The sequence below is a fragment of the Paenibacillus sp. 1001270B_150601_E10 genome, from assembly GCF_015558675.1.
GTDB lineage: Bacteria > Bacillota > Bacilli > Paenibacillales > Paenibacillaceae > Paenibacillus_B.
Genome location: NZ_JADMOL010000001.1, coordinates 1 through 23873, shown reverse-complemented (window position 1 = coordinate 23873; position 23873 = coordinate 1). Strand labels below are relative to the sequence as shown.

The 23873-nt window shown below is 42.0% G+C and carries 22 protein-coding genes and 2 pseudogenes; 17 read left to right on the top strand and 7 right to left on the bottom strand.

What is annotated here, in order from left to right; translation table 11 throughout:
- The 5 genes and pseudogenes from I2H74_RS00115 to I2H74_RS00095 all read left to right on the top strand — a co-directional run.
- Window positions 1–307 (top strand): annotated as a pseudogene (locus I2H74_RS00115) (hypothetical protein); the annotation flags it as partial.
- A 309-nt stretch (window positions 308–616) separates the two neighbouring features.
- A complete protein-coding gene (locus I2H74_RS00110) occupies window positions 617–2056 on the top strand; it encodes an HTH domain-containing protein (RefSeq protein ID WP_195570597.1) in 1440 nt (479 codons plus the stop codon).
- A 207-nt stretch (window positions 2057–2263) separates the two neighbouring features.
- Window positions 2264–2986, top strand: coding sequence for a YebC/PmpR family DNA-binding transcriptional regulator (locus I2H74_RS00105; RefSeq protein ID WP_195570595.1), 723 nt, complete (start codon window positions 2264–2266; stop codon window positions 2984–2986).
- 195 nt (window positions 2987–3181) lie between these two features.
- Window positions 3182–4105 carry a metallophosphoesterase family protein gene (locus I2H74_RS00100; RefSeq protein ID WP_195570593.1) on the top strand — a complete coding sequence of 308 codons (924 nt, stop codon included), beginning with the start codon at window positions 3182–3184 and terminating at the stop codon, window positions 4103–4105.
- Between the two features lie 352 nt (window positions 4106–4457).
- A pseudogene (locus tag I2H74_RS00095) lies at window positions 4458–4565 on the top strand (alpha/beta hydrolase); the annotation flags it as partial.
- A gap of 111 nt (window positions 4566–4676) precedes the next feature.
- On the opposite strand, the gene I2H74_RS00090 reads toward I2H74_RS00095, so the two are convergent.
- A complete protein-coding gene (locus tag I2H74_RS00090) occupies window positions 4677–5909 on the bottom strand; it encodes a cytochrome P450 (protein ID WP_195570592.1) in 1233 nt (410 codons plus the stop codon).
- 488 nt (window positions 5910–6397) lie between these two features.
- Here I2H74_RS00090 and I2H74_RS00085 point away from each other — a divergent pair, with 488 nt between their 5' ends.
- Window positions 6398–7024 (top strand): TetR/AcrR family transcriptional regulator, encoded by a 627-nt coding sequence (locus I2H74_RS00085; protein ID WP_195572052.1) that lies wholly within the window; start codon window positions 6398–6400, stop codon window positions 7022–7024.
- Window positions 7025–7153: 129 nt separating this feature from the next.
- On the opposite strand, the gene I2H74_RS00080 is transcribed toward I2H74_RS00085, so the two are convergent.
- Genes I2H74_RS00080 through I2H74_RS00070 form a run of 3 tightly spaced genes read right to left on the bottom strand, consistent with a single transcriptional unit; the run spans window position 7154 to window position 9625 of the window.
- Window positions 7154–8170, bottom strand: a complete 1017-nt coding sequence (locus I2H74_RS00080; protein ID WP_195570590.1) for an alpha/beta hydrolase family protein — start codon at window positions 8168–8170, stop codon at window positions 7154–7156.
- A gap of 36 nt (window positions 8171–8206) precedes the next feature.
- The gene (locus I2H74_RS00075) at window positions 8207–8839 is read right to left on the bottom strand and encodes a GNAT family N-acetyltransferase (protein WP_195570588.1); all 633 of its coding nucleotides are present in this window, start codon (window positions 8837–8839) and stop codon (window positions 8207–8209) included.
- A 24-nt stretch (window positions 8840–8863) separates the two neighbouring features.
- Window positions 8864–9625 carry a MerR family transcriptional regulator gene (locus I2H74_RS00070; RefSeq protein WP_195570587.1) on the bottom strand — a complete coding sequence of 254 codons (762 nt, stop codon included), beginning with the start codon at window positions 9623–9625 and terminating at the stop codon, window positions 8864–8866.
- Between the two features lie 471 nt (window positions 9626–10096).
- On the opposite strand from I2H74_RS00070, the gene I2H74_RS00065 reads away from it, so the two are divergent.
- From I2H74_RS00065 to I2H74_RS00040, 6 genes are all read left to right on the top strand, one after another.
- Window positions 10097–11425: an FAD-dependent oxidoreductase gene (locus I2H74_RS00065; protein ID WP_195570585.1), complete on the top strand. Its 1329-nt coding sequence runs from the start codon at window positions 10097–10099 to the stop codon at window positions 11423–11425.
- A gap of 90 nt (window positions 11426–11515) precedes the next feature.
- Window positions 11516–11971 (top strand): V4R domain-containing protein, encoded by a 456-nt coding sequence (locus tag I2H74_RS00060; RefSeq protein WP_195570583.1) that lies wholly within the window; start codon window positions 11516–11518, stop codon window positions 11969–11971.
- Window positions 11972–12449: 478 nt separating this feature from the next.
- Entirely contained in the window at window positions 12450–12920 is a 471-nt protein-coding gene (locus I2H74_RS00055; RefSeq protein ID WP_195570581.1) for a DUF6323 family protein, read from the top strand.
- Window positions 12920–14353, top strand: a complete 1434-nt coding sequence (locus tag I2H74_RS00050) for a DUF6179 domain-containing protein (RefSeq protein WP_195570579.1) — start codon at window positions 12920–12922, stop codon at window positions 14351–14353. The genes I2H74_RS00055 and I2H74_RS00050 overlap by 1 nt, the downstream gene beginning before the upstream one ends.
- 129 nt (window positions 14354–14482) lie before the next feature.
- Entirely contained in the window at window positions 14483–14701 is a 219-nt protein-coding gene (locus I2H74_RS00045; RefSeq protein ID WP_195570578.1) for a hypothetical protein, read from the top strand.
- A gap of 310 nt (window positions 14702–15011) precedes the next feature.
- Window positions 15012–15923, top strand: coding sequence for an RCC1 domain-containing protein (locus I2H74_RS00040; protein WP_195570576.1), 912 nt, complete (start codon window positions 15012–15014; stop codon window positions 15921–15923).
- Between the two features lie 203 nt (window positions 15924–16126).
- Here I2H74_RS00040 and I2H74_RS25060 read toward each other — a convergent pair whose 3' ends face one another.
- Window positions 16127–16222 carry a hypothetical protein gene (locus I2H74_RS25060; RefSeq protein WP_324254000.1) on the bottom strand — a complete coding sequence of 32 codons (96 nt, stop codon included), beginning with the start codon at window positions 16220–16222 and terminating at the stop codon, window positions 16127–16129.
- 398 nt (window positions 16223–16620) lie between these two features.
- Between I2H74_RS25060 and I2H74_RS24920 the strand changes: the two genes are divergently transcribed.
- The 4 genes from I2H74_RS24920 (at window position 16621) to I2H74_RS00020 (ending at window position 20111) form a co-directional block, all read left to right on the top strand.
- Window positions 16621–17289 (top strand): hypothetical protein, encoded by a 669-nt coding sequence (locus tag I2H74_RS24920; RefSeq protein ID WP_324253961.1) that lies wholly within the window; start codon window positions 16621–16623, stop codon window positions 17287–17289.
- A 256-nt stretch (window positions 17290–17545) separates the two neighbouring features.
- Window positions 17546–18553: an aminoglycoside phosphotransferase family protein gene (locus tag I2H74_RS00030; protein ID WP_195570574.1), complete on the top strand. Its 1008-nt coding sequence runs from the start codon at window positions 17546–17548 to the stop codon at window positions 18551–18553.
- Window positions 18554–18739: 186 nt separating this feature from the next.
- Complete coding sequence (locus I2H74_RS00025; RefSeq protein ID WP_195570573.1) at window positions 18740–19183, top strand: MarR family winged helix-turn-helix transcriptional regulator; 444 nt, start codon at window positions 18740–18742, stop codon at window positions 19181–19183.
- Between the two features lie 61 nt (window positions 19184–19244).
- Entirely contained in the window at window positions 19245–20111 is an 867-nt protein-coding gene (locus I2H74_RS00020) for an SDR family oxidoreductase (RefSeq protein WP_195570571.1), read from the top strand.
- Window positions 20112–20621: 510 nt separating this feature from the next.
- Here I2H74_RS00020 and I2H74_RS00015 read toward each other — a convergent pair.
- Together I2H74_RS00015 and I2H74_RS00010 are read right to left on the bottom strand one after the other, a co-directional pair.
- Complete coding sequence (locus I2H74_RS00015) at window positions 20622–20948, bottom strand: hypothetical protein (protein WP_195570569.1); 327 nt, start codon at window positions 20946–20948, stop codon at window positions 20622–20624.
- Between the two features lie 744 nt (window positions 20949–21692).
- Complete coding sequence (locus I2H74_RS00010; RefSeq protein ID WP_195570568.1) at window positions 21693–22274, bottom strand: TetR/AcrR family transcriptional regulator; 582 nt, start codon at window positions 22272–22274, stop codon at window positions 21693–21695.
- 216 nt (window positions 22275–22490) lie between these two features.
- Here I2H74_RS00010 and I2H74_RS00005 point away from each other — a divergent pair, with 216 nt between their 5' ends.
- Window positions 22491–23513 carry an MBL fold metallo-hydrolase gene (locus tag I2H74_RS00005; protein ID WP_195570566.1) on the top strand — a complete coding sequence of 341 codons (1023 nt, stop codon included), beginning with the start codon at window positions 22491–22493 and terminating at the stop codon, window positions 23511–23513.
- The last annotated feature ends 360 nt before the right edge of the window (window positions 23514–23873 follow it).

Below are 23873 nucleotides of genomic sequence, written 5' to 3'. Positions count from 1 at the left end.
CGGAACGGGGTTGCCACAAAATATTACACCGCCTCCGCCACAATTGCTAAGCTCGTTCCAGCAGCTGTCGCAGTCGCCATCTCAGGTGCAAGGCTTTGTCCAGCAGCAGCAATCTACTCAAGGCGTGACCACGTTTGCCGCCGGCTGTCAGAATCGATGGACGCTAATTGTCACTCGAACCTTTAATGTGTTTCTTATGTACGTCACATCAACAAACCCGTTTGGCTTTACGCAAGGCTTCATTTATCCGACGTATGCTTTTGGAACATTTCCTTCATCTGTTATTTTATGGTACACCTGTTTTTGATCGGATGGCATTTATGAAGAGAATGCGAGCGGAAGATCCACATCCGTTTTATGGGTGTGGATCGGTCTGATCAATAAGTGATCCTTTTGTAAAATGCCTATTGCAATAAAGCATAAGCGGTTTCACACTTTAATACGTTCCCTTGACTTACCAATACTATAGAAGAGGATACAATGCTATAATCTTTCAATACTCTACATCTGTTTTACAAGATTAAAGGGTTAATGTCAGACTTTGTTCTATACATAGAGTGTACGATTGAGATCGAGACAACTAACAGAAGTTTCTGTCAACTAGAGGTGTATGTCCATGTCAACTTTTGAACTGCTCCAGCGTTTGTATCGATATCTCATTGAACATGAAGAATGGGTAACAGGGGAAATGCTCGCAAAGGAGTTAGACTGCTCTTCAAAAACAGTCAGAAAGTATATCGCCATGCTGGAGCCTCTGCTTCCCGAAGGGTGGTATATGGAATCCGTTCGTGGAAAGGGAGTCTATTTGCATCGGCCGGTCTATTATTCTTCACACGAAGTCTTGTCATATGTCAGACTTACTGAAGGGGACGAGCTAAAGCCTCTTATCGCTTGCTTGATACGGCAGGATCAAGGCATTACGATCTTTCAGTTATGTCAGAGGCTCTATTACAGTGAAAGTGTAATCCGTAAGCAAATATCCAAACTAAAAGAACAGTTAAAGCGTTCACAGTTGAAGCTTCATACAAAGCCGATTCGGATTGCAGGAGAGGAAAGAGTTATTCGCCAATACCAGTATGATTTTTTTCTAGAACATTCGAATGAACTCCCTTTATGCCAATCATTCTTGAATCACTGCCAAGCATTCATTCGCAAGCTGGAAAAGAACGAGTACTACAATATTTCCTATCGGAGCAATACACAGCTGCCGATCTTGCTGAAGATATGGACGGATCGATTGCGTAAGGGACATATGCTTCAAAGCTATTTATTCCCGCCGATACTGCTGGATAATGGATTGCATCTAGATTGGCTGATGCCGCTTGTAGAGGAGTTTCTTGATACGCTGCATATGCCAAAAAATATGAATGAGATCTATTATGGAGCTTCACTCATTTTGTCATCATCCATCCATCTTCAAGTTGATCTTCGATGTTCTAGGGAGCTGCCGTCGGTTATTGAAAAGTACAACCTTCAGGATCTAATGACGTTCATTATTGAAGCGGAGAAGATGACGGGGGTACCATTGCAAGAGGATTGCGTGTTTTTACAGCAGATCGTCTCGTATTGGCTTGAAGCAGGAATCCGGTGGGTGCTCGATATTCATGGCCATTTTCAAGACCACACTCCGCTTGCGAAGGAGCATGAGAAGCTATTTACGTGGATCAAGGACAAGGTGACGGAATGCTGCTGTTATGCCGTACGTATTCGTGATGCAGATATCGCGCACATTACGATGATGATGCTTGCTAGCGTGGAGGAGTATCGGATGCTTCAGAAGCAGAAGCTGATATTGCTCTATACTAGCAATGATGCAGAGAATCGATACATAAGTACGATGCTTAGACAATACCTGAACGCGAATATCAATATCGTGGAGGTGACGACGAAGGAAGCTTTAATGGTGTGCTTGTCCAAGCATCATGTGCATGTCATCATTACCTCCCACAAGGAATTGGTGACGGAACGCCTTAATATCCCGGTATTTCCTATCATTCCTGTGCTGTTCTATCAAGATTTCAAGTATTTGAAGGAGCAGCTTGATATGACATGTTGAAACAGATGAAGGCAGATTAAGATGCTATGATGAATGAGTCTGTGATCAAACATGCGCGAATGCTTGTTCAATCCTACCGATTAAGGATATAATGGACGTTGAGATCCTATTTGTTGATGGAACGTAAACATTGGCTGATACATGCATCGCAGATAGGAAATGAACGTTTGATCTAGACATTAGTCGTTGTTGAGGAAGGGGAACACTATGGGTCGTAAGTGGAATAACATCAAGGATAAGAAAGCATCGAAGGATACGAATACGAGCCGCATCTATGCAAAGTTTGGCGTAGAGATTTATGTTGCGGCGAAAAAAGGTGAGCCGGATCCAGAATCGAACCGTGCTCTTAAAGTCGTACTCGAGCGTGCAAAAACATACAATGTTCCTAAAGCGATCATCGATCGTGCTTTGGATAAAGCAAAAGGCAGTGCTGAAGATACCTATGAGGAACTTCGCTATGAAGGCTTCGGACCGAACGGATCTATGGTTATTGTGGATACATTAACCAATAACGTGAATCGTACCGCTTCTTCTGTGCGTGCAGCATTTAATAAGAATGGCGGCAACATGGGCGTGAGCGGGTCGGTAAGCTACATGTTTGACGAAACTGCCGTATTCGGTGTTGAAGGTAAGTCTGTAGATGAAGTTCTAGAGCTCATGCTGGAGGCCGACATTGATGTGCGCGATGTGATCGAGGAGGAAGATACGGTTATCGTCTATGCTGAGCCAGATCAATTCCACGTGGTTCAAGAAGCTTTCAAAAGTGCTGGCGTAACAGATTTCACGATTGCAGAGGTTACGATGCTGGCGCAGAACGATGTCACGTTGGATGGAGATGCACGTACACAATTCGAGAAGATGGTCGATGCACTTGAGGAGCTTGAAGATGTGCAGCAAGTCTTCCATAACGTGGACTTGGACGAGGAATAAGAAGGACAAGTCATATGAGCATCGCTTAGCTAGATCATGCTGCTAGAAAATTGCGATATTGCTTTGAAAACCAGTCTGATCTTCGGATCATGGCTGGTTTTTTGATTTTTTAAACGAATATCAGAGAAATAAGCAATATACACGTTTAAGGAATAGGTGTAAAATGTAGGCACATTGTTGAAGGAGGGAGTTTGTTTGAAATCGACATTACGCTTTAGAGATGATGGTACTTTTAAGATTGTACAATTTACAGATGTGCATTGGAGAAATGGCAATGAGCGGGACTTGTCTACAAGAAAGGTTCTCGATCTAGTGCTAAAAGAAGACAAGCCTGATCTTATCGTGTTTACAGGAGATTTGATTGATTCCACCCATTGTGAGGACGTGAAGCGTTCTTTCCGGGAAGTGCTTGATTTTGCAGAGCATGCAGCGACACCGTTTGCGTTTGTGTTTGGAAATCATGATTCCGAAGCGGGCGCAACGCGCGAGGAACTGATGGAGATCGCCCAGGAGTATGCGTATAATTTAGCTGAAGCGGGTCCATCTGACATCGATGGAGTAGGCAACTATTTGCTTTCTATATTGGATCATAAGGAAGAAGCTCCTGTACATACTCTGTACTTCTTGGATTCCGGCAGCTATGCACCTGCTGAACCAATCGGCGGCTATGAATGGATTCATCACTCTCAGATTCAATGGTATGCTGAAGAGGCGAAGAAGCGTGCCGAGCTTCGTCAAGAGTCCATTCCAGCATTAGCCTTCTTCCACATTCCGCTGCCGGAATATACAGAGGTATGGGAAAAAGGAGCTTGTATCGGGAACAAACTTGAAAACGTTTGCAGTCCAAGAATCAACTCTGGACTGTTTACACAATTGCTGGAATCAGGTGATGTGGTTGGTACATTTGTCGGTCATGACCACCTCAATGATTATGAAGGAGATCTTTACGGCATCCGTTTATGCTACGGCCGTGCGACAGGTTACAGCACGTATGGCCGTGAGGACTTTGAACGTGGTGCGCGAATCATTCAACTGCGTGAAGGTGAAAAGTCATTTACCACATGGATTCGACTTGCGAATGGCCAAGTAATCGAAGAGAAGCTTCCTGTAAATAGCTAAATGCCTTGTTTTGAAGGAAAGAAGCAGGCATTATGATATCAATTAATGACATTAAACAATATAATTAATGATATTAATTAAATAAGAAATGTTCTCTTTTACTTTGTGGGACATAAGGTTCTGTTCTAACATGTGAAACGCTTAGTCAACTATGAGGATAAGTGAGAAGAAGACCCCATTAAGGTTTATGATTATGTTATCGATAGATCTTAGTGGGGTTGTTTTATTGATCATTGGTTTACATAATATATATTATGTATAATGCATACATAATATCCATTCATTTTTAATCATGTTTGAATGGTAATGTAATACATAAAAGCTGGTTTAATCGTATCGGGTATATATCAAAGGCGTGCATGATGAATTAATTCCTTACAAGAGTGCCGAGCTAGTTCAGCAGCGGATCAAGGGATCTACGCTTTATCCGTTATCAAACAGTGGACACTGGAATGAATAGGCCTTGGGATCAAAAAAAGTCTGTCGATTATGCAATCAACAGACCGCGTTCCAAGCTTCGTGTGAATAGAACCGGATGAATAGACCCCATTTGATTACTGTCTAAACATAATTACCTGCGTGTTACGCGAACAGGCAAGGATGTCAATGACTGTCCAGCTGCGAAGATCGTGAGATTGTCCTCAAGTTTAAAGTCAGGGACTGCCTCTATACATTTGTAGTGGTCCATGAATAAACCCAAGCCAATGTTCGCCTCCAGCCTGGCAAGCGGTGCGCCTAGACAGAAATGAGGTCCGTTTCCAAACGTCAAATGGCGTTTGTTGTTAGGACGGTGTATGTTCAGCGTAAAGGGGTCCTCGAATACATCCTTGTCCAAATTGGCGGCGCTGATCCATGCTACGACGACATCGCCCTTTTTAAGCTCTACGCCCAACACATCATTGTCTTGTTTGACCGTGCGATCCATTCGGATGGTATGGAAGCGGTAGCGAAGCATCTCTTCTACTGTATTTGGCAGCAGCTCACGGTTGGATTGAACTTCGGCATAGACCTCGTTGTTATCATACAAGAAGGAGTAGAAGGTGTTCGCAAGCAAATGGCTTGTCGTCTCGATGCCTGCGCCCAGAATAAACATCGTCATCCGGACGATCTCATCATCTGTTAACCGCTCGCCATCTACCTCTGCTTGGATCAGGTCAGAGATAATATCGTCAGCAAGCTGGCCGCGCTTATTCACGACATGGGGGTACAGGTAGCTGTAATAGTTTTTTGCTGCCTGTCGTTTTAATTCCTTCACATCCTCAACGTTGTTGATTGGAAGCGGTAGAAACAGATGATCCACCCATTCTTTAAACAGGAAGCGATCTTCAGATGGAACTCCCATCAGGTCTGCGATGACGATGGTAGGCAGGGCGCTGGAGAAGCTTTTGACGATATCTATGACCGGCTCGTCTCCCATGTCCTTGATTAATTGGCTGACGACATGCTGGATGCGAGGCTCCCATAGCTTCAAGCTTCGAGGAGTGAAAGCAGCGGATAGCAGGTTGCGGCTCTTGCGATGGTCAGGCGGATCGGAACTCAAATTGATTCGTTCAGGGGTTTGCCCTTCCTCGTTGTCCGCTCCAACACTAATAGTTGTGCGTGTCCTTACGCTGGAGAAGTACTCGTAGTCACTCAGCACTCGTTTGACATCTTCGTACCGGAAGACGTTCCAGGTATTCGTTGCTTCATTGTAGCTGATCGGCTCATGTTCCAAGTGATACTTGCACCATTCAAATGGGCTGAACTCTTCAACCGCTGATCGAAACTGGGTGAATTCAGCTAAGGAGATGATTTCCTTCTGCATGGTTAACTCCCTCCCGGTGGATGTTTGGATTTATGATGAAATTAACTTGCGTTAATTTATCATCTGAATGGAGTCTCTGTCTCGTTCATAAAGACTGACTTATGCGTTACATTTAGATGAATAGAGGATAGAAGTAGAGACGATAGAGTCGAACAGCCATGGAATACATATGTGTACTAGGAGGCGTTGCAAGGAGCTGGCGTGGTCGGCCTGGGTAAATGATCAGAACGATGATTAAAAGGATATTATCGTTGTACTCATGATGGGATAACACGACTAGGGGGCTATGGAAATAATAAACAATGTGTAGGATAATCAACAGGGTATAAACCAGATTATAGCCATAACGATAGCCCTGTACAATTTACGTTTTTCCTCAATATGTAAATTAATTGTCAAATCGCTTTATCTTGTTGATTAACGAGGGAATTTACTTCAATTTCTGAATAATTGTCTATTTTCACTATAAGTGGGAAGGAATGAATCAGATGTCATCTGCCTCCAAGGTGCATACAGACCGTCGAATTCTTCGTACACGTCAATTGATAAGGGATGCATGCATTGATCTGCTTCAGGAAATGGATGTCGAGAAAATGTCGATCAGCCGAATCGCAGAGCGGGCAACAATCAATCGCGTGACCTTTTACCTGCATTACCGTGATATCCCCGACATGCTGGACAAGATGTCGGATGAGATGATTGAGAATATTCAGCATGCGATGCATGGCCAGTGTGAACTTGTAGATGCTGTGGAAGATAGCGATTGGTTGAAGCTAGTAAGGGTGCTTGAACATATCTCGAGTCATGCAAAGTTCTACAAGGTTGTATTAGGCTCTAGGCGAGTCCCGATCTTTACGGAGCGGCTGTTGAATCTATTAACCGAGTTGATAGCGGCAAGGATTGAAGAAATTTGGAGTAACTCTTCACTCGATAAAGCGGGCATTCAAAAGGATATTGCCATCTGGCATGGGGCTTCAGCTTTGATTGGCACCATCACAGCTTGGCTGCGTAACGACATGCCTTATACGCCGGCATACATGGCAAAGCAATTCTACACACTAAGCACCCACGATTGGCCAAAACCATTTCCTCCGTTGATTGATTCAAACGTTTAATTCCATTTATGTTGTTAAAAGCATAGTAAGGCTGCTTCAAACCTAGTAAAAAACATGCGATTCCTAAGAGATCGCATGCTTAGTAACGTAAGTATTCGTGTTAAAGAATAGAAAGCAAGTAAAGAACCTTTATTCATGATCTGTTGGCAAGCGGGTTAGGAATTGCTCAATTTGGTCCATATATCCTGTAACCGTTATTTGTCTAGGGGCAAACAGGCTAATGAGTATGGCTCGAAGCTCTGATTCAGCCGTGCTTGTGCTTAACATGGAATGCTCAGCATCAGGGAAGAGGGCAACGGTTAGCAGCTCTGGAGGAATGACATTACGATAGACCCGCTCCGTTTCCTTTACGTCGACATGTATATCTTTTTCACCGAGAATCAGAAGCACAGGGGACTGGAAGTTGCGAAGATCTTCTGTTGCATCGGATAAATAGTTTTTGCTCACAAAGGTCCACTGATCCTTTGACATGAGGTATTTCTTTTGTGCGATTTTTACATAGTCATCATATGAGGCGTTACTTCTTAACAGCTGCCTAACTTGCTGATCATATGCTTCTTTCGCTTGAATCTCTTGCTCTGAAATGCCTGCTTGTTCTAGATGACTGCGGGTATAATACTGTCCTTGCGTTAACCAGTTAACCGCGGGAGATAACAATATGCTAAATGCCAACGGCTCCTCCTTGGCAAGCTTAGGAATAACCCAGCCTGCCTGACTTGCTCCCCACACGCCAATTCGTGTGTCATCGATCATCGGCTGCTTTTTCGCCCAAGTGATTGCCTGACGGGCTTCCTCTACACGGTCGTTCATGCTCTGATTGAGCCAATTGCCTTCTGATCCATTCATTCCACGCTTATTAAGTGACAAGGACGCATAGCCAATAGAGGCTAATCGTTCCCATAGCGGCTTATACCCGTCGTCATGTGAAGCGTCAATTGGGCCATCTCCGTGGATAAATAAGACCAGACCGAGCTTCTCTTTATGATGCTTAGGTAGCGCAAAGGTACCTGTTAACAAACCTTCAGGAGTAGGAATCTCGATAGCTTGCTCCACCATATCATAGTCATGCTGGTACAACACATATAATCCTGCGCTAGCTGCAATCATTAGGAATACGATGACAGCTATTAACATTTTCTTTTTCATATCTGCTCCTTATCCATTCTGTTCGATTCTATCATTTCACTTCACGTGAAGCGTCATATAACTCCAAGTGGGCTCGTTGAATAGCAAGTGGCTTGCTAGGCTGTTCCTCGTTGAGTGCTTTCGAAAAGCCATTTGTTTGTACAGCTCTTCAGCCCTTTTGTTTTTACTCGACACGTGCAAGCTCAGCCACTGAAGATGAGTCTCCCTCTGCACCACTTGCTTTGCATGCTGCAATAAGTGCGTTCCTACACCTTGGCTTCGATGAGCGGGATGCACGGCGATATCCGCAATATAGCATTCGCCATCCTTGGGATCGTGTTCAAGCACATGCAATCCATAGAACAGTTTCACAAGGCTCCATTTCCGAAGCGGGTGGAAGCTTGTCAATCGAGGATAACGCTGAACATACCTAGTACCTATAGAGGGCTTCCACTTATAGGATATGGTGCCGATCACATTTCCCCCTTGGATTGCGACCATACGATGTGAAGCCGGTGTTGAAGGGTAGCAGGAGAGCAGATGTTCAAAAAAATAAGCGAGTGCGTCTTCCTTAAGATTGGCCATGGTCAGAAATTTACCGTTAAATCCATGAACAAGCAAACGGCTAATCTCTGTAATATGGCTTGGCTGCATCGGCTCAATCGTAAACGGAATGGCAGGCGTCGTCATGTGAATACTTCCTCTCGCCTAGGATCATGGCTTTATGAAGGACAGAAGCTCATAATGTAGCTTGTTTTTACTAAAAAGAGATAGGTAGGATTTCTCTATAAGGATGACTGGACCAGATAAAGCATACGTCGTTCTCGCCGCATCATCGTAAAACTGCTGAATAACATCCTCTAGCTGCTCCTCGGCATGCAGTTGCCTATGGCATGATAGGTAGTCGCCGTCAGGCATACACCACTCGGTAGGCTCTTGTGATTCTATTGCTAGCATCGTTGTACCCGAGCCCTCCCATACATAATGAATGTCGGACTCGAATAGATTCGGAAGTGATTCCGCTTGTTCCGCTAACCGTCTTGCATGAAGCTCCTCATGAGCATCGAGGCAGACCCACGGCGCAAGATAGGTCTTCTCTCTCTTTATCACTTTGAAATGCTCAGATGCATGGCTAAAGCTGTGATGCTCATGCAGAACTTTTTGAATAAAATGCTGAAGCTCCGTTAATCGTGTTATTTCAGCCTCAACCTCCTGCAAGGAATGCTGGAACAGCTGCTCATACTGATCAGAGTCATAGGAGGTCATGCATTCTTTTATGCCCTGAACGGAGATACCCAGCTTTCGCAGAAGCAGGATATGTGACAGTTCATAGATTTGATCAAAATTGTACATGCGATATTGATTGTCATCGATATACGCAGGCATTAGCACGCCTTTTTCCTCAAAATAGCGAATTTGATGTACGGACACGCTCATAAGCTTAGCCAATTCGCTGATTGTAATCTCGGTTCTCATTAGCTTCTCTCCTTGAAGGGGACTCGTGTTTGTACCTTAACCATACACCTTAGGTCAGACCTAAGGTCAAGTGTTATCGAATCCCGAAGGATCGTTTTGTTTAACAGGGAAAACGTGATGGAAAAATTAACAAGGAAAATAAGGCGAATAAGCTATTGAAAAGATAAAAGTTTTGCTATATGATGAATCCAACAGGCGAGTGTGAAATATGTCACATTTAAATCGACATTTAAAGTGATGTAACTCACAATTAGGAAGAGGGGATAAAGACCATCTCTTCGAATACAGCTTGATTGCGCGAGCGTTGAAGATAATCGTGCAGGAGCAGCTTGTTTTACCGTGAAAGGTGAAATAATTCACATATTCTTATGCAGTTATACGTGAATGTGCTCACAAACACAAATTAGGTAGGAGAACAAATGGTCAAGCTTCGGATAGATACCGAGGACCGGCACACAAGGAGGAAATCATATGAAAATCGCAGTGATTGGATGTACCCATGCAGGAACAGCAGCTATTGTAAACGCAGCACAATTGTACCCAGATGCACAAATAACGGTGTATGAGCGTAATGACAACATTTCCTTTTTATCCTGTGGAATTGCTCTTTATGTCGGTGGGGTCGTGGAAGACGCGAATGGATTATTCTATTCGTCTCCTGAGAAGCTGGCAGAGCTTGGGGTTGTAACGAAGATGCGCCATGATGTCATTGCGGTGGATACGGAGCAAAAAACATTTCGTGTTCGTGATCTTGCAACCGATGCGGAGACGGAGGATACGTTTGATAAGCTTATTATTACAACTGGCTCTTGGCCGATCTTACCGCGCATTGAAGGCTCAGACCTGGATAATATTCTACTGTCCAAGAACTTTAATCATTCGAACACGATTATTGAAAAAGCAAAGACGGCCTCTAAAATTGTCGTTGTAGGGGCAGGCTATATCGGTATCGAGCTAGTCGAAGCGTTTGAAATGAATGGGAAAGAAGTAACCCTTATTGATAGCACAGACCGCATTCTTAGCAAATACTTAGATCCTGAATTTACAGAGCAAACGGAGAATAGTTTGAAAGATCATGGCATTCAACTAGCACTTGGCCAAACGGTGACACGCTTTGAAGGCAAAGCTGGCAAAGTCTCTAAAGTCATCACAACAAAAGGCGAATACGAAGCAGATCTTGTCATTCTCTGCATTGGCTTCAAGCCGAACACCGAGCTGTTCCAAGGACAGCTTGAGATGATGCCGAACGGCGCTCTTATCGTGGATGCCTATATGAGAACTAGCAAGCCGGACGTATATGCCGCGGGAGACAGCTGCGCGATTGTATATAATCCAACAGGCAAGCATGCGTATATTCCGTTAGCAACAAATGCGGTTCGAATGGGCACGCTGGTTGCACGCAATCTGATGAAGCCAACGCTTGCTTATATGGGAACGCAAGGAACGTCTGGCATTAAGATTTACGATCAAAACATCGCTTCTACAGGTCTGACAGAGGCAGCTGCACTTGACATGGGCATGGATGTGAAAAGCGTAACAATCAAAGAAAATGATCGTCCTGAATTCATGCCGACGTACAACGAGGTCACACTGAAGGTTGTGTATGAGGCGGATACCCGTCGTATCGTTGGTGCGCAGCTGATGTCGAAGGCGGATCTTACGCAGTCTGTCAATACGATCTCGGTGTGCATTCAAAACAAGATGACCATCGATCAGCTTGGCTTTGTGGACTTTTTCTTCCAGCCGCATTATAACAAGCCTTGGAACTTCTTGAATACGGCAGGTTTGCAAGCTCAATAAAGAGGCCTGTGTGTATGATCACATGCTAAAGCTAGGATTATGATAGACTGGGTCCATAGAATATCGCATATAAAGAGAGGCGCAGTCGGCATGAAGCAATCATTTACCTACGAAGATATGAAGTTAATTGAACGCAAACAGCTTGGTGCTCAGGTGCCATTAGAACTTTTTCGAACCATTCGATTGATCGGTCTGCATCAAGCTCTTCCTATGGGCGGCAAGGCTACAACGGTGACGATTGGACGCAAAATTGGAGAATCGCTGCCTGTCTCCACATTAGAAGAGATCCTGGAACTGTTCGAGCAGTTACAGATCGGCATATCAAGAATCGTTCATCAGGATGAGCACATGATGCGGATCGCTGTTGATGAATGTTTCTGTGAGGGGCTTCCTGTTCTAGAGGGCAAGATGGTGTGCGATTTGGAAGGCGCCATACTAGAAGGGGCGCTGCATCGAATATCCGCTCAAAAGGTAACGGTACGAGAAGTGAAATGCAATGTAAACGGTGATGAGCATTGTGAATATGAAGTTCGATATTTGCGTTAGATCCGGTATTTTTTGGGATCGAGCATGAAATAAAGCAGTTGCCGTAAGCCTCCCGCTATTAAGCGAGGAGGCTTTTTATGTATAACATAATAACAGGACGCTAGTATGGAGAGATGAAGAGGCGCATCAAGCATCTCTAACGCTGGAATCCACTAAGACTTTGATCCAGAAGGGCAGACCGTTCATTGCAGGGTTGGAAGGCAGCAAGCTACATATTCTTGGAGGAAAAGGGGGATAACGTTTTCGTCATACGTCTGAAATCCAATGCTTACGAGAACATATGAATAAGGCCGCTAATCTTCAAGTTGTGAAGAATAGCGGCCTTTTGTATGAGTTTAATAATATGAGCTGTTGACAGGGATAGAAATTGTGATAAGATATATTTCTATAAAATAATTAATATTATATAACATATAAATGAATTTGTCAATAGTAAAATGTGGTTTTTTATAATTAAATAAAGGAGAGTGAATATTCGATGTATCTGTCTCGTCTATTCAACAGCTTATATGGGCCTATGCATGAACAGGTTGCGCACGAAATGTTAGCATTGAACGAGAGAACGAAGGAATTCGGTTTAACTTTATCACTAGAGGATATTCAGGCCATGATTGCAGCGAGGAGCCAGGTCCTGTCTCATCATGGAAGGGTCGAGCTGAGCTTTGAAGTGACCAAAGAGTTGATACTGTCATTCTCTGAGTCTTCCTTCATCGAACAAGAGTATTATGCGGATACATTGAATGAGCTGCAGGAGATGTTCTATTATCTAAAAAATGAAACCGAGGATCAGATCCGTGATACGGATCTTCTCATTAAGATGAAGAATCTATTCGAAGAGGAATGCGAAGGCTCTATCGAGTTGTTGAGAAGCAGACTCGAAGAGTTCGCAGAGAAGTTTAGAAGCGATATGCTTAAGTACGAGTCAAGGGATGAAGGAGGAGAAGATTAATGGGGACGGAACATGTAACAAATTCTCAGCAGCTAGGTGCACAGCGGCAAGTAAGGAAATCACAGCTGCCGCGCCATGCATACACGCTCTCCTTAATGAATGAAGGGATGCGCCTTGGGCTGCTTACGAGTCAGGACGTTGGTCGTGTTCAGAATGTATTGATGCAGATCCTCCAGGAACTGATCATGAAATATACGAAAGGGGAGAGTTCCTCTGTCACGACGGAAACCGCTGAAGGCATTCTGACCTCCATCCTTTATGCAGTGGATGCCTATCTATATCCTATTGAAGCAGATCAAGCTCTCCATACTTTGAAAATAACGAATAGTCGTCATCTTTATGAGCGTGGTGTAGATGTGGTCGCACACTGCTTTGAAGAGTCGAAGCAACTGTACAAAGATATCGCTGCGACTAAGCTGGACGTTCCAGTAGATGCTTATAATATGACCCTAGATGAATCCATCCCCGTTTTTTTTAGAAAATACGGCGTTATCTTTGAAGCTCATCATACGATGGCGAGTATCGATTATCCGCTGGCGGTAGACGATATGAAGCTGCAGGGTGTTTATTATATAAAGCAGTATATGGAGCATCTGCAGTTGGAAAACGAATTCTGCAGGCTGTTTGATCAGCAAGAGCTGAGAGAGTTGCTTATCTACTTTGGAAGGGAATGCAGATTCGACTATCGAATCGAGCTCTTCAATATTTTTGAACTTGTAATGAAAAATGCGCTATTCTCCGTATTATCAGGCCATGATGCGAAGAATATCATCATATCCCCGCAACAATTCAAGTCACTAGAACAGCAATTGACAAATCTAAGCGAACCACAGCTGCGAACCGTGATCACCCATGGAATGGAGAGGCTGCAGCAGCAATTGTTTATTGACGCGCCATTGAAGCTGTATATGGAGAGATGCAAGGAAGAGCTTATTCAACGAGTCATGAATGCAGCAAGACATCAGAGCCTCCATTCGATCATCATTACAGAAAAAGAAGCGGGTATAAAGTCCATCTTCATCTCCTTCCGTGAGCAAGACAGAATGACTGATGTTGATATAAGAAGATGGCTGCAAGAGCTGTCCACAATGGATCGAACAGAAGATAAAATCAACCTAATTCTTACTCAGTTTTACTCCTTTCACGATTATCTTGATATGCTTGATTCTGACTGCTTGTATGGTGGGGAATATGCTGCTTTCTTTCAGGCGCTGGGAGATGTCGAGTTGGCCGTTCTTGCCAAGATCGTGTATTATGAAGAGCTTCGAAATGCAACCTTTGATTTATCAAAAATCGTACGATTAGATAACCAGAACGCTGCGGAATGGCAGAAGCAGTTTGCTGAGTTTCTGAAGAGGCTGAGTATGCAGCAACTGAAAGTAGTCGAGAACTATATGGATGAGATCGATTATGAACAGATCACATTTCATTGATCCGAACGAACCTGAGTGAATTCAAGTCCAATAATTATTTCATAACCCTTTGAATGTCTCTTTGTTATATGATTATCATCATGAAAAACCGAATGGGATGTGTTCCTGGACGATACTCGGAGGTATCTAATGAAAAAAGTAATAAGGGTTAGTATTGCGTTGCTATTCATTATTCTATTGATTTCAGTAGGGTATGCTTTTTACGTTTATCATTCCATAGAGAAGACCGTATCCAAGATGCAAATACCTTCTGAGGAATCTAATCAAACCGCTCTTGAGAAGCGGGATGCTCATAACTTCCTGCTGCTTGGTATCGGAGATTGCCCCAATATTGGTGATGCTAGCTGAGCAAACAGCATCATCGTCGTATCTGTAAATCCGAAAACAAATCAGCATCAAGAACCATCATGATGATAAAGGATTGACTTATACATGTTAGATTTAGAAATGGCAGGCCTCCTATACAATAAGGATACCGGCCATCAGCTACTCAGACACATGAGAATCTTACAAACTATATGTTGAAAATGGGTACTACTATCCTTTTAATATTCAGGAACAATTGCAGGTCGATATGATTACAGTTTGATTGAAAAGTGAATGTGAAGGTACATATTATTGAGAAAATATCCCGTATTAAAGGAGGCATAGCATGGGCATGGATTACATATCACCTGTAGAAGCTGCGTTAAAGGTGAAACGGTTTCCTAAAGATACCATAGCGGCGGGTCGTCGTCATTCCGTTGGTCTAAAATCGGACGGAACGGTGATGGCTGTCGGAGATAATAAATATGGCCAATGCGATGTGAGCGGTTGGAGCGATATTGTTGCGGTAGCAGTTGGTAATGTTCATATGGCGACAAACACGGGTAATGCTCATACAATTGGTCTAAAGTCGGACGGCACGGTGGTGGCTGTAGGGTGGAATAAGCATGGCCAATGCGATGTAAGTGAATGGCGCGATATTGTGGCAGTAGCAGCAGGTTGGCGTCATACCGTCGGGCTAAAGTCAGATGGAACCGTAGTGGCTGTGGGTCGACATAATGAAGGTCAATGCGATGTAAACGGCTGGCGCGATATTGTAGCAGTAGCGGCGGGTGATTGGCATACCGTCGGACTTAAATCAAACGGCACGTTGATTGCTGTCGGTAATGATCGGTACGGCCAACGTAACGTAAGCGACTGGCACGATATTGTGGCGTCAGCGGCAGGTTACCTACATACGATCGGTCTAAAATCGGACGGCACGGTTGCAGCTGTGGGCTTGAATAAGCATGACCAATGCCATGTAAGCAGCTGGCGGGGGATTGTGGCGATAGCGGCGGGCAGTTATCATACGATCGGTATAAAATCAGATGGAACAGTGGTGGCTGTGGGTTGGGATGAGCATGGCCAATGCGATGTAGGTGATTGGCGTGATATTGTGGCAGTAGCCGCAGGTTGCGTTCATACGATCGGTCTAAAATCGGACGGAACGATGGTCGCTGTGGGTCGACATAATGAAGGACAGTGTAAAGTAAGCGACTGGCATGGCATACAACTGCCTCGCAATTCGTATTTTCGGTTTTAAATAACATTGGAGAGATACACATAAAACCACCCAGCAAGAACAGATCCATAAATTCCGTCCCAGAATAAAATGGATATTTGATTTGAAATCGAGTTGATAAAATCTGCGCTAAATGATTTGAATAATGATTAATGATTCATTACTGCTTCTAGTCTCAGCTCCGTTCCTTCTGGCATTAAGCAAACTTTCTATACCTAGATAGGTTAGAATGAAAAACCGAACAACAGCAAAAAAGATTTCATGAATGGGATGTTTAGAAAGTGAATAACTCCGAGAACCATGAAAACCCCATCAGCCATCATGGCACCTAAACCAACAAGCCAGGCATGCAAAAATCCGCCCCGAATGCCTCGATCGATTTGGCGGCATTAATGGGACCGATAGGAGCTGCAAGTACAGCCCCAGCAGGAAATTGCTGATCAATATGATCAATGAATGATCTCCTTTGTTAACTTTGTAATCATACATATGATTTGGGAGAAGCTTGTACGACATAATCGAATTTATTTTTGTGAACAAATGAAAGGGGAAGTATGTATTTACTTGTTCTTCAAGTCACATATCTTTCAGATTTTACAAAATGACAATTATGGGTGTTAATTGATATTTATTTGGAAATTTTATTTCACGCGAAGGAAAAATTAACATAGGCTATTCAAAAGGTGGAACTTTATGTAGGAATAAGGGTGTGTTTCATATGAATGTATATAATTATTACCTCCGATTATTCCAATCCTTTATTTTACCGCCCCAAAGTTGTCCCGTTATTTTTCCATCGTCGCCAAACCTTGCTGACATCGGGGAAACTGGTGCAACAGGAGCTACAGGAGAAACTGGTGCAACAGGAACAGCCGGAGTGACAGGAGCGACAGGACCAGCTGGTATTGGGTCTACAAAATCCATACTATTTGGAGGTTCAAATGCTGGTTTTCAAAGAATTGCGGGTTCTCCTGGGGCTGATTCTCAGGTAATTCCTTATGTAACTACAGCGAGCGGTAATGTAGTGGGGTTCTCATGCTCCATAAGTATTAACAACTTGGCAATTGGTAATTATGTATTTCAGGTTTGTGGTGACGTACCATTAAACTTATCTGCTCCAAGTTCAAGCCAAATTTTATCTACAATTAGTCTAGTAACTACTGCTTCGATAACAGGCACAATCGCGTTCTCAATTAGGCCAACTGACATTGGACCCCAACCAGTTAAAGTATTTAATCCAAATCCTATTGTTGCCCCTGCAACAGTTACTTGGACGAGTTCAATATCTGGTAATGCATTCGCGAGAAATACTGCTTTATCTTTATACGCTATTCCAAATATTACGCAGGTAGCCGTTTATTCTGTATCCATATCGTCAAATATTTGAGTAGCAATTGTAATATTTTATTTATATTTTGGTTTTATTAGAATGCAACAAAAATGACCATTCTTTGAGGGAACTGGTCATTTTTGCATTCCGTTATGTTGTACAGGCTTTGTTAAGCGATGTAGGTACATGAATGTGGTTATTATCCTATATAATAACCATAAATATAATCTTCACAATGATAATATATATGCTACTAAGAGGGGATCCTCTTAAAAGTCATGATGGTTTCTATTATAATTTTGAAAAGGGGTACATGATGGAGATTAACAACCGAATAGCATCAATATTAAAAGATTACTATGAAATAGATGCGACTTGTATACAAAAACAGACAGGCGGGTGGTCAGCGTTAGCTTTCTTAATCGAAGATACGAGTAAAAAATATTTTTTAAAAGTGTATAGCAAAAAAAAGCCTTCTTCTGTCCAGTGGACAGAGGCTATTGACAGATATATCCCTGTAGTGAAGTGGATGCATGATCATACTGAGTTGAATATTAACATTGTAAGTCCAATATGTACGAGATTAAAATGCAATAAATGTGAAGATGAAGAGTACGTTTACTTGCTTTCGGAGTATATAGAAGGTACTACAATTGGTGAAGAGTCTTTAAGACCAAGTCAAATTAATGAATTAGCAAAGATTCTTGGAGTACTTCATAAGAATACTTCAAGAATCCCATATACATTAAATAAGGAGCAAGTAAAGGAACGTTTTGACATTGATTTTTGTGAGTTATTATCTTCTTTTATTAACAATGATTTAGATAAGCAAGATGATATGGTGTTGAAAACTGTAAAACCCTACACCGGAAATTTATTAGAAAAGATTGACAGAATGAAGTTTTTATCTAGTACTTTGAAACGCAAATCTCACAAGTTTGTTTTGTGCCATGCTGATGCGCATAATTGGAACATCATGCAAGGTCAAAACTTAATGCTTATTGATTGGGAATGTTTAAAACTTGCTCCTCAAGAACAAGACCTCATATTAATCATAACGGAGTCATATGCTGAACAGTTTTTAAATGAATATAAAAAATATATGAATTATGAAACGCCCGATTTCGATGCATTTGAGTTTTATTATCTTAAGAGGAAACTTGAAGACATTTGGGAATGGATCAAGGATTTGCGTTTTGAGGGTCTTGTAAAATCAGAAGATATAACGCTTAATCTCTTACAGTTAAGTCTTAATGAATGTATACGTATAGACAGCTTTCGGTCTGATTTGAAAAAGATTTTTAAAAAGGATCTTCTGTAGCCTTTTGGATTGTTGTGGGTCAGGAACTTCATATCTAAAATGTTATTCGATCAAGATAAAATATAAACAAAAGGTGGCATTCAATAATTTGTAAAAAATGAGGGAGTACATATCCACTTGACACTGTTCAATATAGTTAGTACACTAACTAAGAAGTTAGCATACTAACTATATTGGGTGATAATCATGGAATCAATAGGCTATCTTATCATGAAGGTTGCAAAAGAACTTAAATATGAACTTTCTAAAGAGCTTTTGCAGTATGACCTGACTCCTGCACAATGGGCTTTAATTAAAAATATTGACATAAAAGAAAAAATGGATCGCCCATTATATGAGCGAACTTCGAAGTTTATTGCTGAAGAACTCGATTTCGATAAACCCACTGTCTCAGGTATCGTGACACGATTAGAAGATAAAATTATGATAAAAAGAACTCCTCATCCAGAAGATAAACGATCTTTTATTTTATCTTTGACTGAAGAAGCTAAAAAACTAATACCAGTGATTGAAATATTGAGTGAGAAGGTCACTCAAATGTCTTTATCAAACCTAAGTCAGGAACAGTGTGAACAATTTAGGGACTTCTTAAGTATTGTAGATTCTACTTTAAATACATTAAAACAGTAGTAAGTTTGTTTAACATTAACTATATAGTTAGTGCACTAACTATATATGAAGGGGAATAGTTATGTCAGCTATCTTAGTAATTGGGTCAACAGGAAACATAGGGAGCTTTGTTGTTAAAGAGTTAATAAAACGAGGAGCAAGAGTAAAAGCAGCGGTAACTCATCTCGACAGAGGCAAAGCGCTCTATTCGGAGATTCCCGACGTTGAATTAGTAGAATTTGATTTTCTGACTCCATCCACCTATAAAGAATCACTTAAGAACGTTAAGAAAGTGTTCTTGGTTCGTCCGCCACAATTAGCACATCCAAAGCAAGACACACTTCCATTCCTGCAAGCAGCGAAGTCTGCTGGCGTAGAACATATTGTATTTGTGTCATTAATTGGAGTTGAGAAGAACCATGTTGTTCCGCATCATAAAATTGAGAAGTACATGATGAACCTAGGGTTTGCATACACTTTTTTACGACCTAGCTTTTTTATGCAAAATTTGAATACTACGCATCGTGAAGATATTGCACTTCGTAATGAACTGTTTGTGCCTGTAGGCAAAGGAAAAACGAGCTTTATCGATACACGTGATATTGGTGAAGCTGCTGCGATATGCCTGACGGAATCCGGTCATGTGAATAAAACATATTATCTAACAGGAAGTGAAGCTCTTACTTATGAGGATATTGCGAATATAATGTCCAAGGTACTCAAACGAGAGATTAAATATAAGAATCCGAATGTGTTTATTTTTAGAAAAGTGAGCCTTAAAAGAGGGATGCCTAAGGAGTTTGTAAACGTGATGTCGATATTATATACGATGACCAAGTTTGGTACTGCAAGGCTTGTTACGAATGACCTTGAAGATATTCTCAAACGACCGCCAATCACATTCAAGCAATATGTAATAGACTACAAGCAAGATTTCGAACTTTCTTAACCATGAGATTATTGAACCTTCTAGTTGAGAGGTATGCTAATCTGTATGGAAAACCATCATTGCTTGTATAAATGGCAACGCTTACATTTGGGGGGGTGAATGAGAATAATAATGGTTTATCGAAAAAAATAAGATCATAATTTTAGGCAGATAACAAACTTATATAAGCGTTAATTAACAAACTATGAAAAATAAGAAGTAATCAATAATTAAACAGCTAATATTGAAAATGCATATCGATGTTAAGGATAAGCTTGTAATGTAAAAGGAAGTTTTATCGATCGTTAAGCAGCATCTTAAAGTTTAATTGTAAGGTAGGATAATTATTTGAAACATAAAGTTGTGGAATATAATTTTTTTCTGCAGGTTATTAAATTGAAATGAGACCATCATGAAAAGGTTTGGTCAAGCGGACTAAAATGACTAAGATCTATAGGACTCCTATAGATCTTTAACACTTTTACACAAAACCCGTATTTTGTACATATGTCTTTAATGTTGAATTTCCCCTTATATAGCATGTCTTCTTGTCGGCGTTGGATTCGAGTTGTGTGTATGATATGTCTCCTGATCTTCATCCTCTATTCTCATCTGCAATAATCTCGCTGACGCTTTTTTGTTGTAAGCAATTCTTTGTCTGACAGATGAGTCATGATCTTTTGCCATTTTTATTTGAAGATGCTCAGGTAACCTGTTTTTTGAAGCAATCATCCACCTCACACGTTCTGAAGAATCTTCTGAAAGAGCTTCCATAATCTCATTAGGAATAAATTTGTTTTGGGCTATCCAAACCCTTATGTCAGTATAACTTTCAATAACCTCTATCCATACTTCCAAGGGCGCCTAATCCTAAGCAGCTCTAAGATAAAGTTCTGACTCGACTCCACCTTGGGTTGTCAGAGAAGCAATCGTCAACAGTTGCCGCTGTTTTGGGTTCAGTCATTCTCTGGAATAAATATTTCCAAATGCAATCTAGATAAAGTAGTCAGCAACGTCAGGAGCAATATTTTTAAGTGATTCGATTACACGTTCTGCTGCTCCTCCGCCACGCCTACCTCCATTAGTTTGTTCCATCCTGGTTGATAGCGTTCTGTCGTCATGTTGCAGCCTCCTAGAAGTAAGATTCATGATCAACATATTTATGGTATAAATTCTACATTAATACGGAAAAATGCAGGTTCCACAGTATGCAATAGTCAAGTACCGGGGTCTATTTTCTCACAGCATTTGTTATGAATGTGAATCGAATGGTAAATCTAGTCGAGCAAAAGCAGTCCACCCTCGTATGAGGAGCAGCTGCTTTTTAGTATTCTTGATTACATTTCCCAATTGAATCTCTCTTTTACTCAAAAGCAAGGCTTTTTCAGGGCTCTCAGAGAGGGCACTTTTTTAAAAGTGTCCATCTCTTAGGTCGTAGTTCAGTTTTCCGGCTACAGGCTTTATTAGTTTGGTGTTTGAAAATTAATAATGTCCGGTTGCAGTATAACGTGCTTTCGAGCATCTTGATGCATCTTCTCTCAATTATTCTAGAGTTAGAGCTGCGCAAGCAGTCTTCGGCATATGTAAATAAATCAACAAAGCTTATGACTGAGACAAAATTCCTTTAACAAACAATGAGACGCTGTGCTTGTAGAACTCTTCCTCGGTGACGAGTTGGGATTGATATTGCCGGTGAATCAGCTCGCTCATCTGAAATCCGTAGCACATCGAGATAAAAGACATGGCGGCAAGGCGCTCATCCTGTCTGGCTATAACTTTTTTCTTCTGCAAGCGTTCAAAATATTCAACCAGCAAGGAGTGCAGCTTCAGCGGCGGATCAGCCAGCACTCTGTCTAATTCGGGAAGTATTCCTTTGTCGCGGATGCCAATTAAAATGATGTCCGCATTTTTATGAAAAAACAAACGGTACTGCTGACTTACATTCAGCAGATCGACTTCCGGATTATCGGTCGCGTCCTCTTTTAACAGCTTCTCAAATTGCGGGATATCCGAATGTCTTTCAATGATGGCTTCCAATATGCCTTGCTTGCTTCCAAATTGCCGGAAAATCGTAGATTCATTGACTTTAGCTTCCGTTGCAATGGCTTTGGTGCTTACTCCCCGATAGCCATTACTTTTGATGAGCCGTGTCGCGGCTTCAATGATTTTATCTGAAGTTTGCATTGTATTTCTCCTTTTGCATAGTTAAGTCTATTCTCCCACAAGTTTTGCATATGCAGCAGCGACCCCATCCATGTAGTGTGATGCTGCTCTGTTACTATCATATCGCACAGAACCAATGCATGCAAGTACACGCTTGCATTTCTGTTTTCCATTCTCTATAATAAAACACTGTCAGTATGCCTTGCCCCAAAAACATATACGCAAAGGAGAATTTTCATGAAGTATGGACGTATTATCCAAAAACCTCACGTTAAATTTTTTGAAGTCGCAGATGACGTCTTTGCTGGCATTTCACCGTATCGCGGCATCAGTTGGGCCAATGCCGGGTTCATCAACAAGGGTGATGGGCTGGTGTATGACACGTTCTTCGATTTGTTCCATGCGCGGGAAATGCGGGAGGCTTTTATGGAAGTAAGCAACGGTGGCTCTCCCGCATATGTGATCAACTCGCACTATAACAGCGACCATTCCTGGGGAAACAAAGTGTTTGAAGATGCTTGCATTATTATGCACAAGGAAGCGTCCAGAGAGCGTCTCACCGAAAATATCGCCTGGATGGACAGCGTTATCAGAAGAGGAAAGGATTCTCCGGAATCGACGTCGGGCGAGCGGTTTTTTGCAGCGGAATTTGAAGGATTCGACCTGGAAGGCGTAGAATGGATGCTCCCGAATATTGAGATAAAGGACGATATCAACATCCGTCTTGGCGATACGGAAGTTATGATTTACAACGTAGCTCCAGCCCACTCTGACAGTGACTTACTGTTGTGGATGCCAAAAGAAAAAGTGCTGTTCGCTGGCGATGTCGTGTTTAACGGTTGTACAGCATACAGCGAAGAGGGAACCTTCAATTGGGTTAAAGTGCTTGATCGCATTATTGATGAAATTAAACCCGATATCGTTGTTCCAGGACATGGCGCCATCTGCGGCCTGGACTTCGTGAAGGAGCAGAGAGACTACCTCCTGAACCTGATCAGCGAGTTCAACAAGCATTACAATGACGAAATTGATTCCTTGTCCCTGACCAAGCAAATTGATATTTCCCGCTTCCTTCATTGGATTCAGCCAGAACGCTTGTATGTTACAGTGGATATCCTATTGAAGAGCAAACGAGGGTTACCACCCCTTCCAAATTGGAACAAGGTACCTGCTAAGCTGGAAGACATGAAAGCTTTTTTTGCTGGGAAATATGGCGATCAGATCAAACCATGGGACCCTATGAGTGTTTGGCAAGAATAGCAATTTGAATGATCAATTTTATTGATTACTATAGATTGTTTGAAGTTGAAACAGGCACGATTAGGCGCTTCTATGCAGCGCTATGTCGATTGCCTGTTCTTTTCTTTTTCACCAAATTGATTGAATATCGCTTGAATCAACACTAATTTACCGTTTCGTTATATGAATTTTATTAGTGAAAAACAAATTTATCAGGCGCTGTTCAGAACGTGGACCTAATTGCTCGGCTATAATCCGACACTTTTCGGCTTTTCCCTAGAGATGTGCCACATTTTATAAATGACGGATTGTAATATGAAGTGCGACAGCTAGAAAATAAAAAGGCCCATGTGAGTTTCGTGTAAAATGGGAGTTACCACA

Coding starts and splice junctions, on each gene's coding strand:
- I2H74_RS00040 (WP_195570576.1), top strand. CDS start 15,012: ATGGATTACATATCACCTGTAGAAGCTGCGTTAAAGGTGAAACGGTTT.
- I2H74_RS00080 (WP_195570590.1), bottom strand. CDS start 8,170: ATGAAAAAGAAAATGTTAATAGCTGTCATCGTATTCCTAATGATTGCA.
- I2H74_RS00090 (WP_195570592.1), bottom strand. CDS start 5,909: ATGCAGAAGGAAATCATCTCCTTAGCTGAATTCACCCAGTTTCGATCA.
- I2H74_RS24920 (WP_324253961.1), top strand. CDS start 16,621: ATGAATGTATATAATTATTACCTCCGATTATTCCAATCCTTTATTTTA.
- I2H74_RS00055 (WP_195570581.1), top strand. CDS start 12,450: ATGTATCTGTCTCGTCTATTCAACAGCTTATATGGGCCTATGCATGAA.
- I2H74_RS00110 (WP_195570597.1), top strand. CDS start 617: ATGTCAACTTTTGAACTGCTCCAGCGTTTGTATCGATATCTCATTGAA.
- I2H74_RS00045 (WP_195570578.1), top strand. CDS start 14,483: ATGAAAAAAGTAATAAGGGTTAGTATTGCGTTGCTATTCATTATTCTA.
- I2H74_RS00005 (WP_195570566.1), top strand. CDS start 22,491: ATGAAGTATGGACGTATTATCCAAAAACCTCACGTTAAATTTTTTGAA.
- I2H74_RS25060 (WP_324254000.1), bottom strand. CDS start 16,222: ATGGCTGATGGGGTTTTCATGGTTCTCGGAGTTATTCACTTTCTAAAC.
- I2H74_RS00060 (WP_195570583.1), top strand. CDS start 11,516: ATGAAGCAATCATTTACCTACGAAGATATGAAGTTAATTGAACGCAAA.
- I2H74_RS00085 (WP_195572052.1), top strand. CDS start 6,398: ATGTCATCTGCCTCCAAGGTGCATACAGACCGTCGAATTCTTCGTACA.
- I2H74_RS00075 (WP_195570588.1), bottom strand. CDS start 8,839: ATGACGACGCCTGCCATTCCGTTTACGATTGAGCCGATGCAGCCAAGC.
- I2H74_RS00050 (WP_195570579.1), top strand. CDS start 12,920: ATGGGGACGGAACATGTAACAAATTCTCAGCAGCTAGGTGCACAGCGG.
- I2H74_RS00025 (WP_195570573.1), top strand. CDS start 18,740: ATGGAATCAATAGGCTATCTTATCATGAAGGTTGCAAAAGAACTTAAA.
- I2H74_RS00065 (WP_195570585.1), top strand. CDS start 10,097: ATGAAAATCGCAGTGATTGGATGTACCCATGCAGGAACAGCAGCTATT.
- I2H74_RS00105 (WP_195570595.1), top strand. CDS start 2,264: ATGGGTCGTAAGTGGAATAACATCAAGGATAAGAAAGCATCGAAGGAT.
- I2H74_RS00020 (WP_195570571.1), top strand. CDS start 19,245: ATGTCAGCTATCTTAGTAATTGGGTCAACAGGAAACATAGGGAGCTTT.
- I2H74_RS00010 (WP_195570568.1), bottom strand. CDS start 22,274: ATGCAAACTTCAGATAAAATCATTGAAGCCGCGACACGGCTCATCAAA.
- I2H74_RS00030 (WP_195570574.1), top strand. CDS start 17,546: ATGATGGAGATTAACAACCGAATAGCATCAATATTAAAAGATTACTAT.
- I2H74_RS00070 (WP_195570587.1), bottom strand. CDS start 9,625: ATGAGAACCGAGATTACAATCAGCGAATTGGCTAAGCTTATGAGCGTG.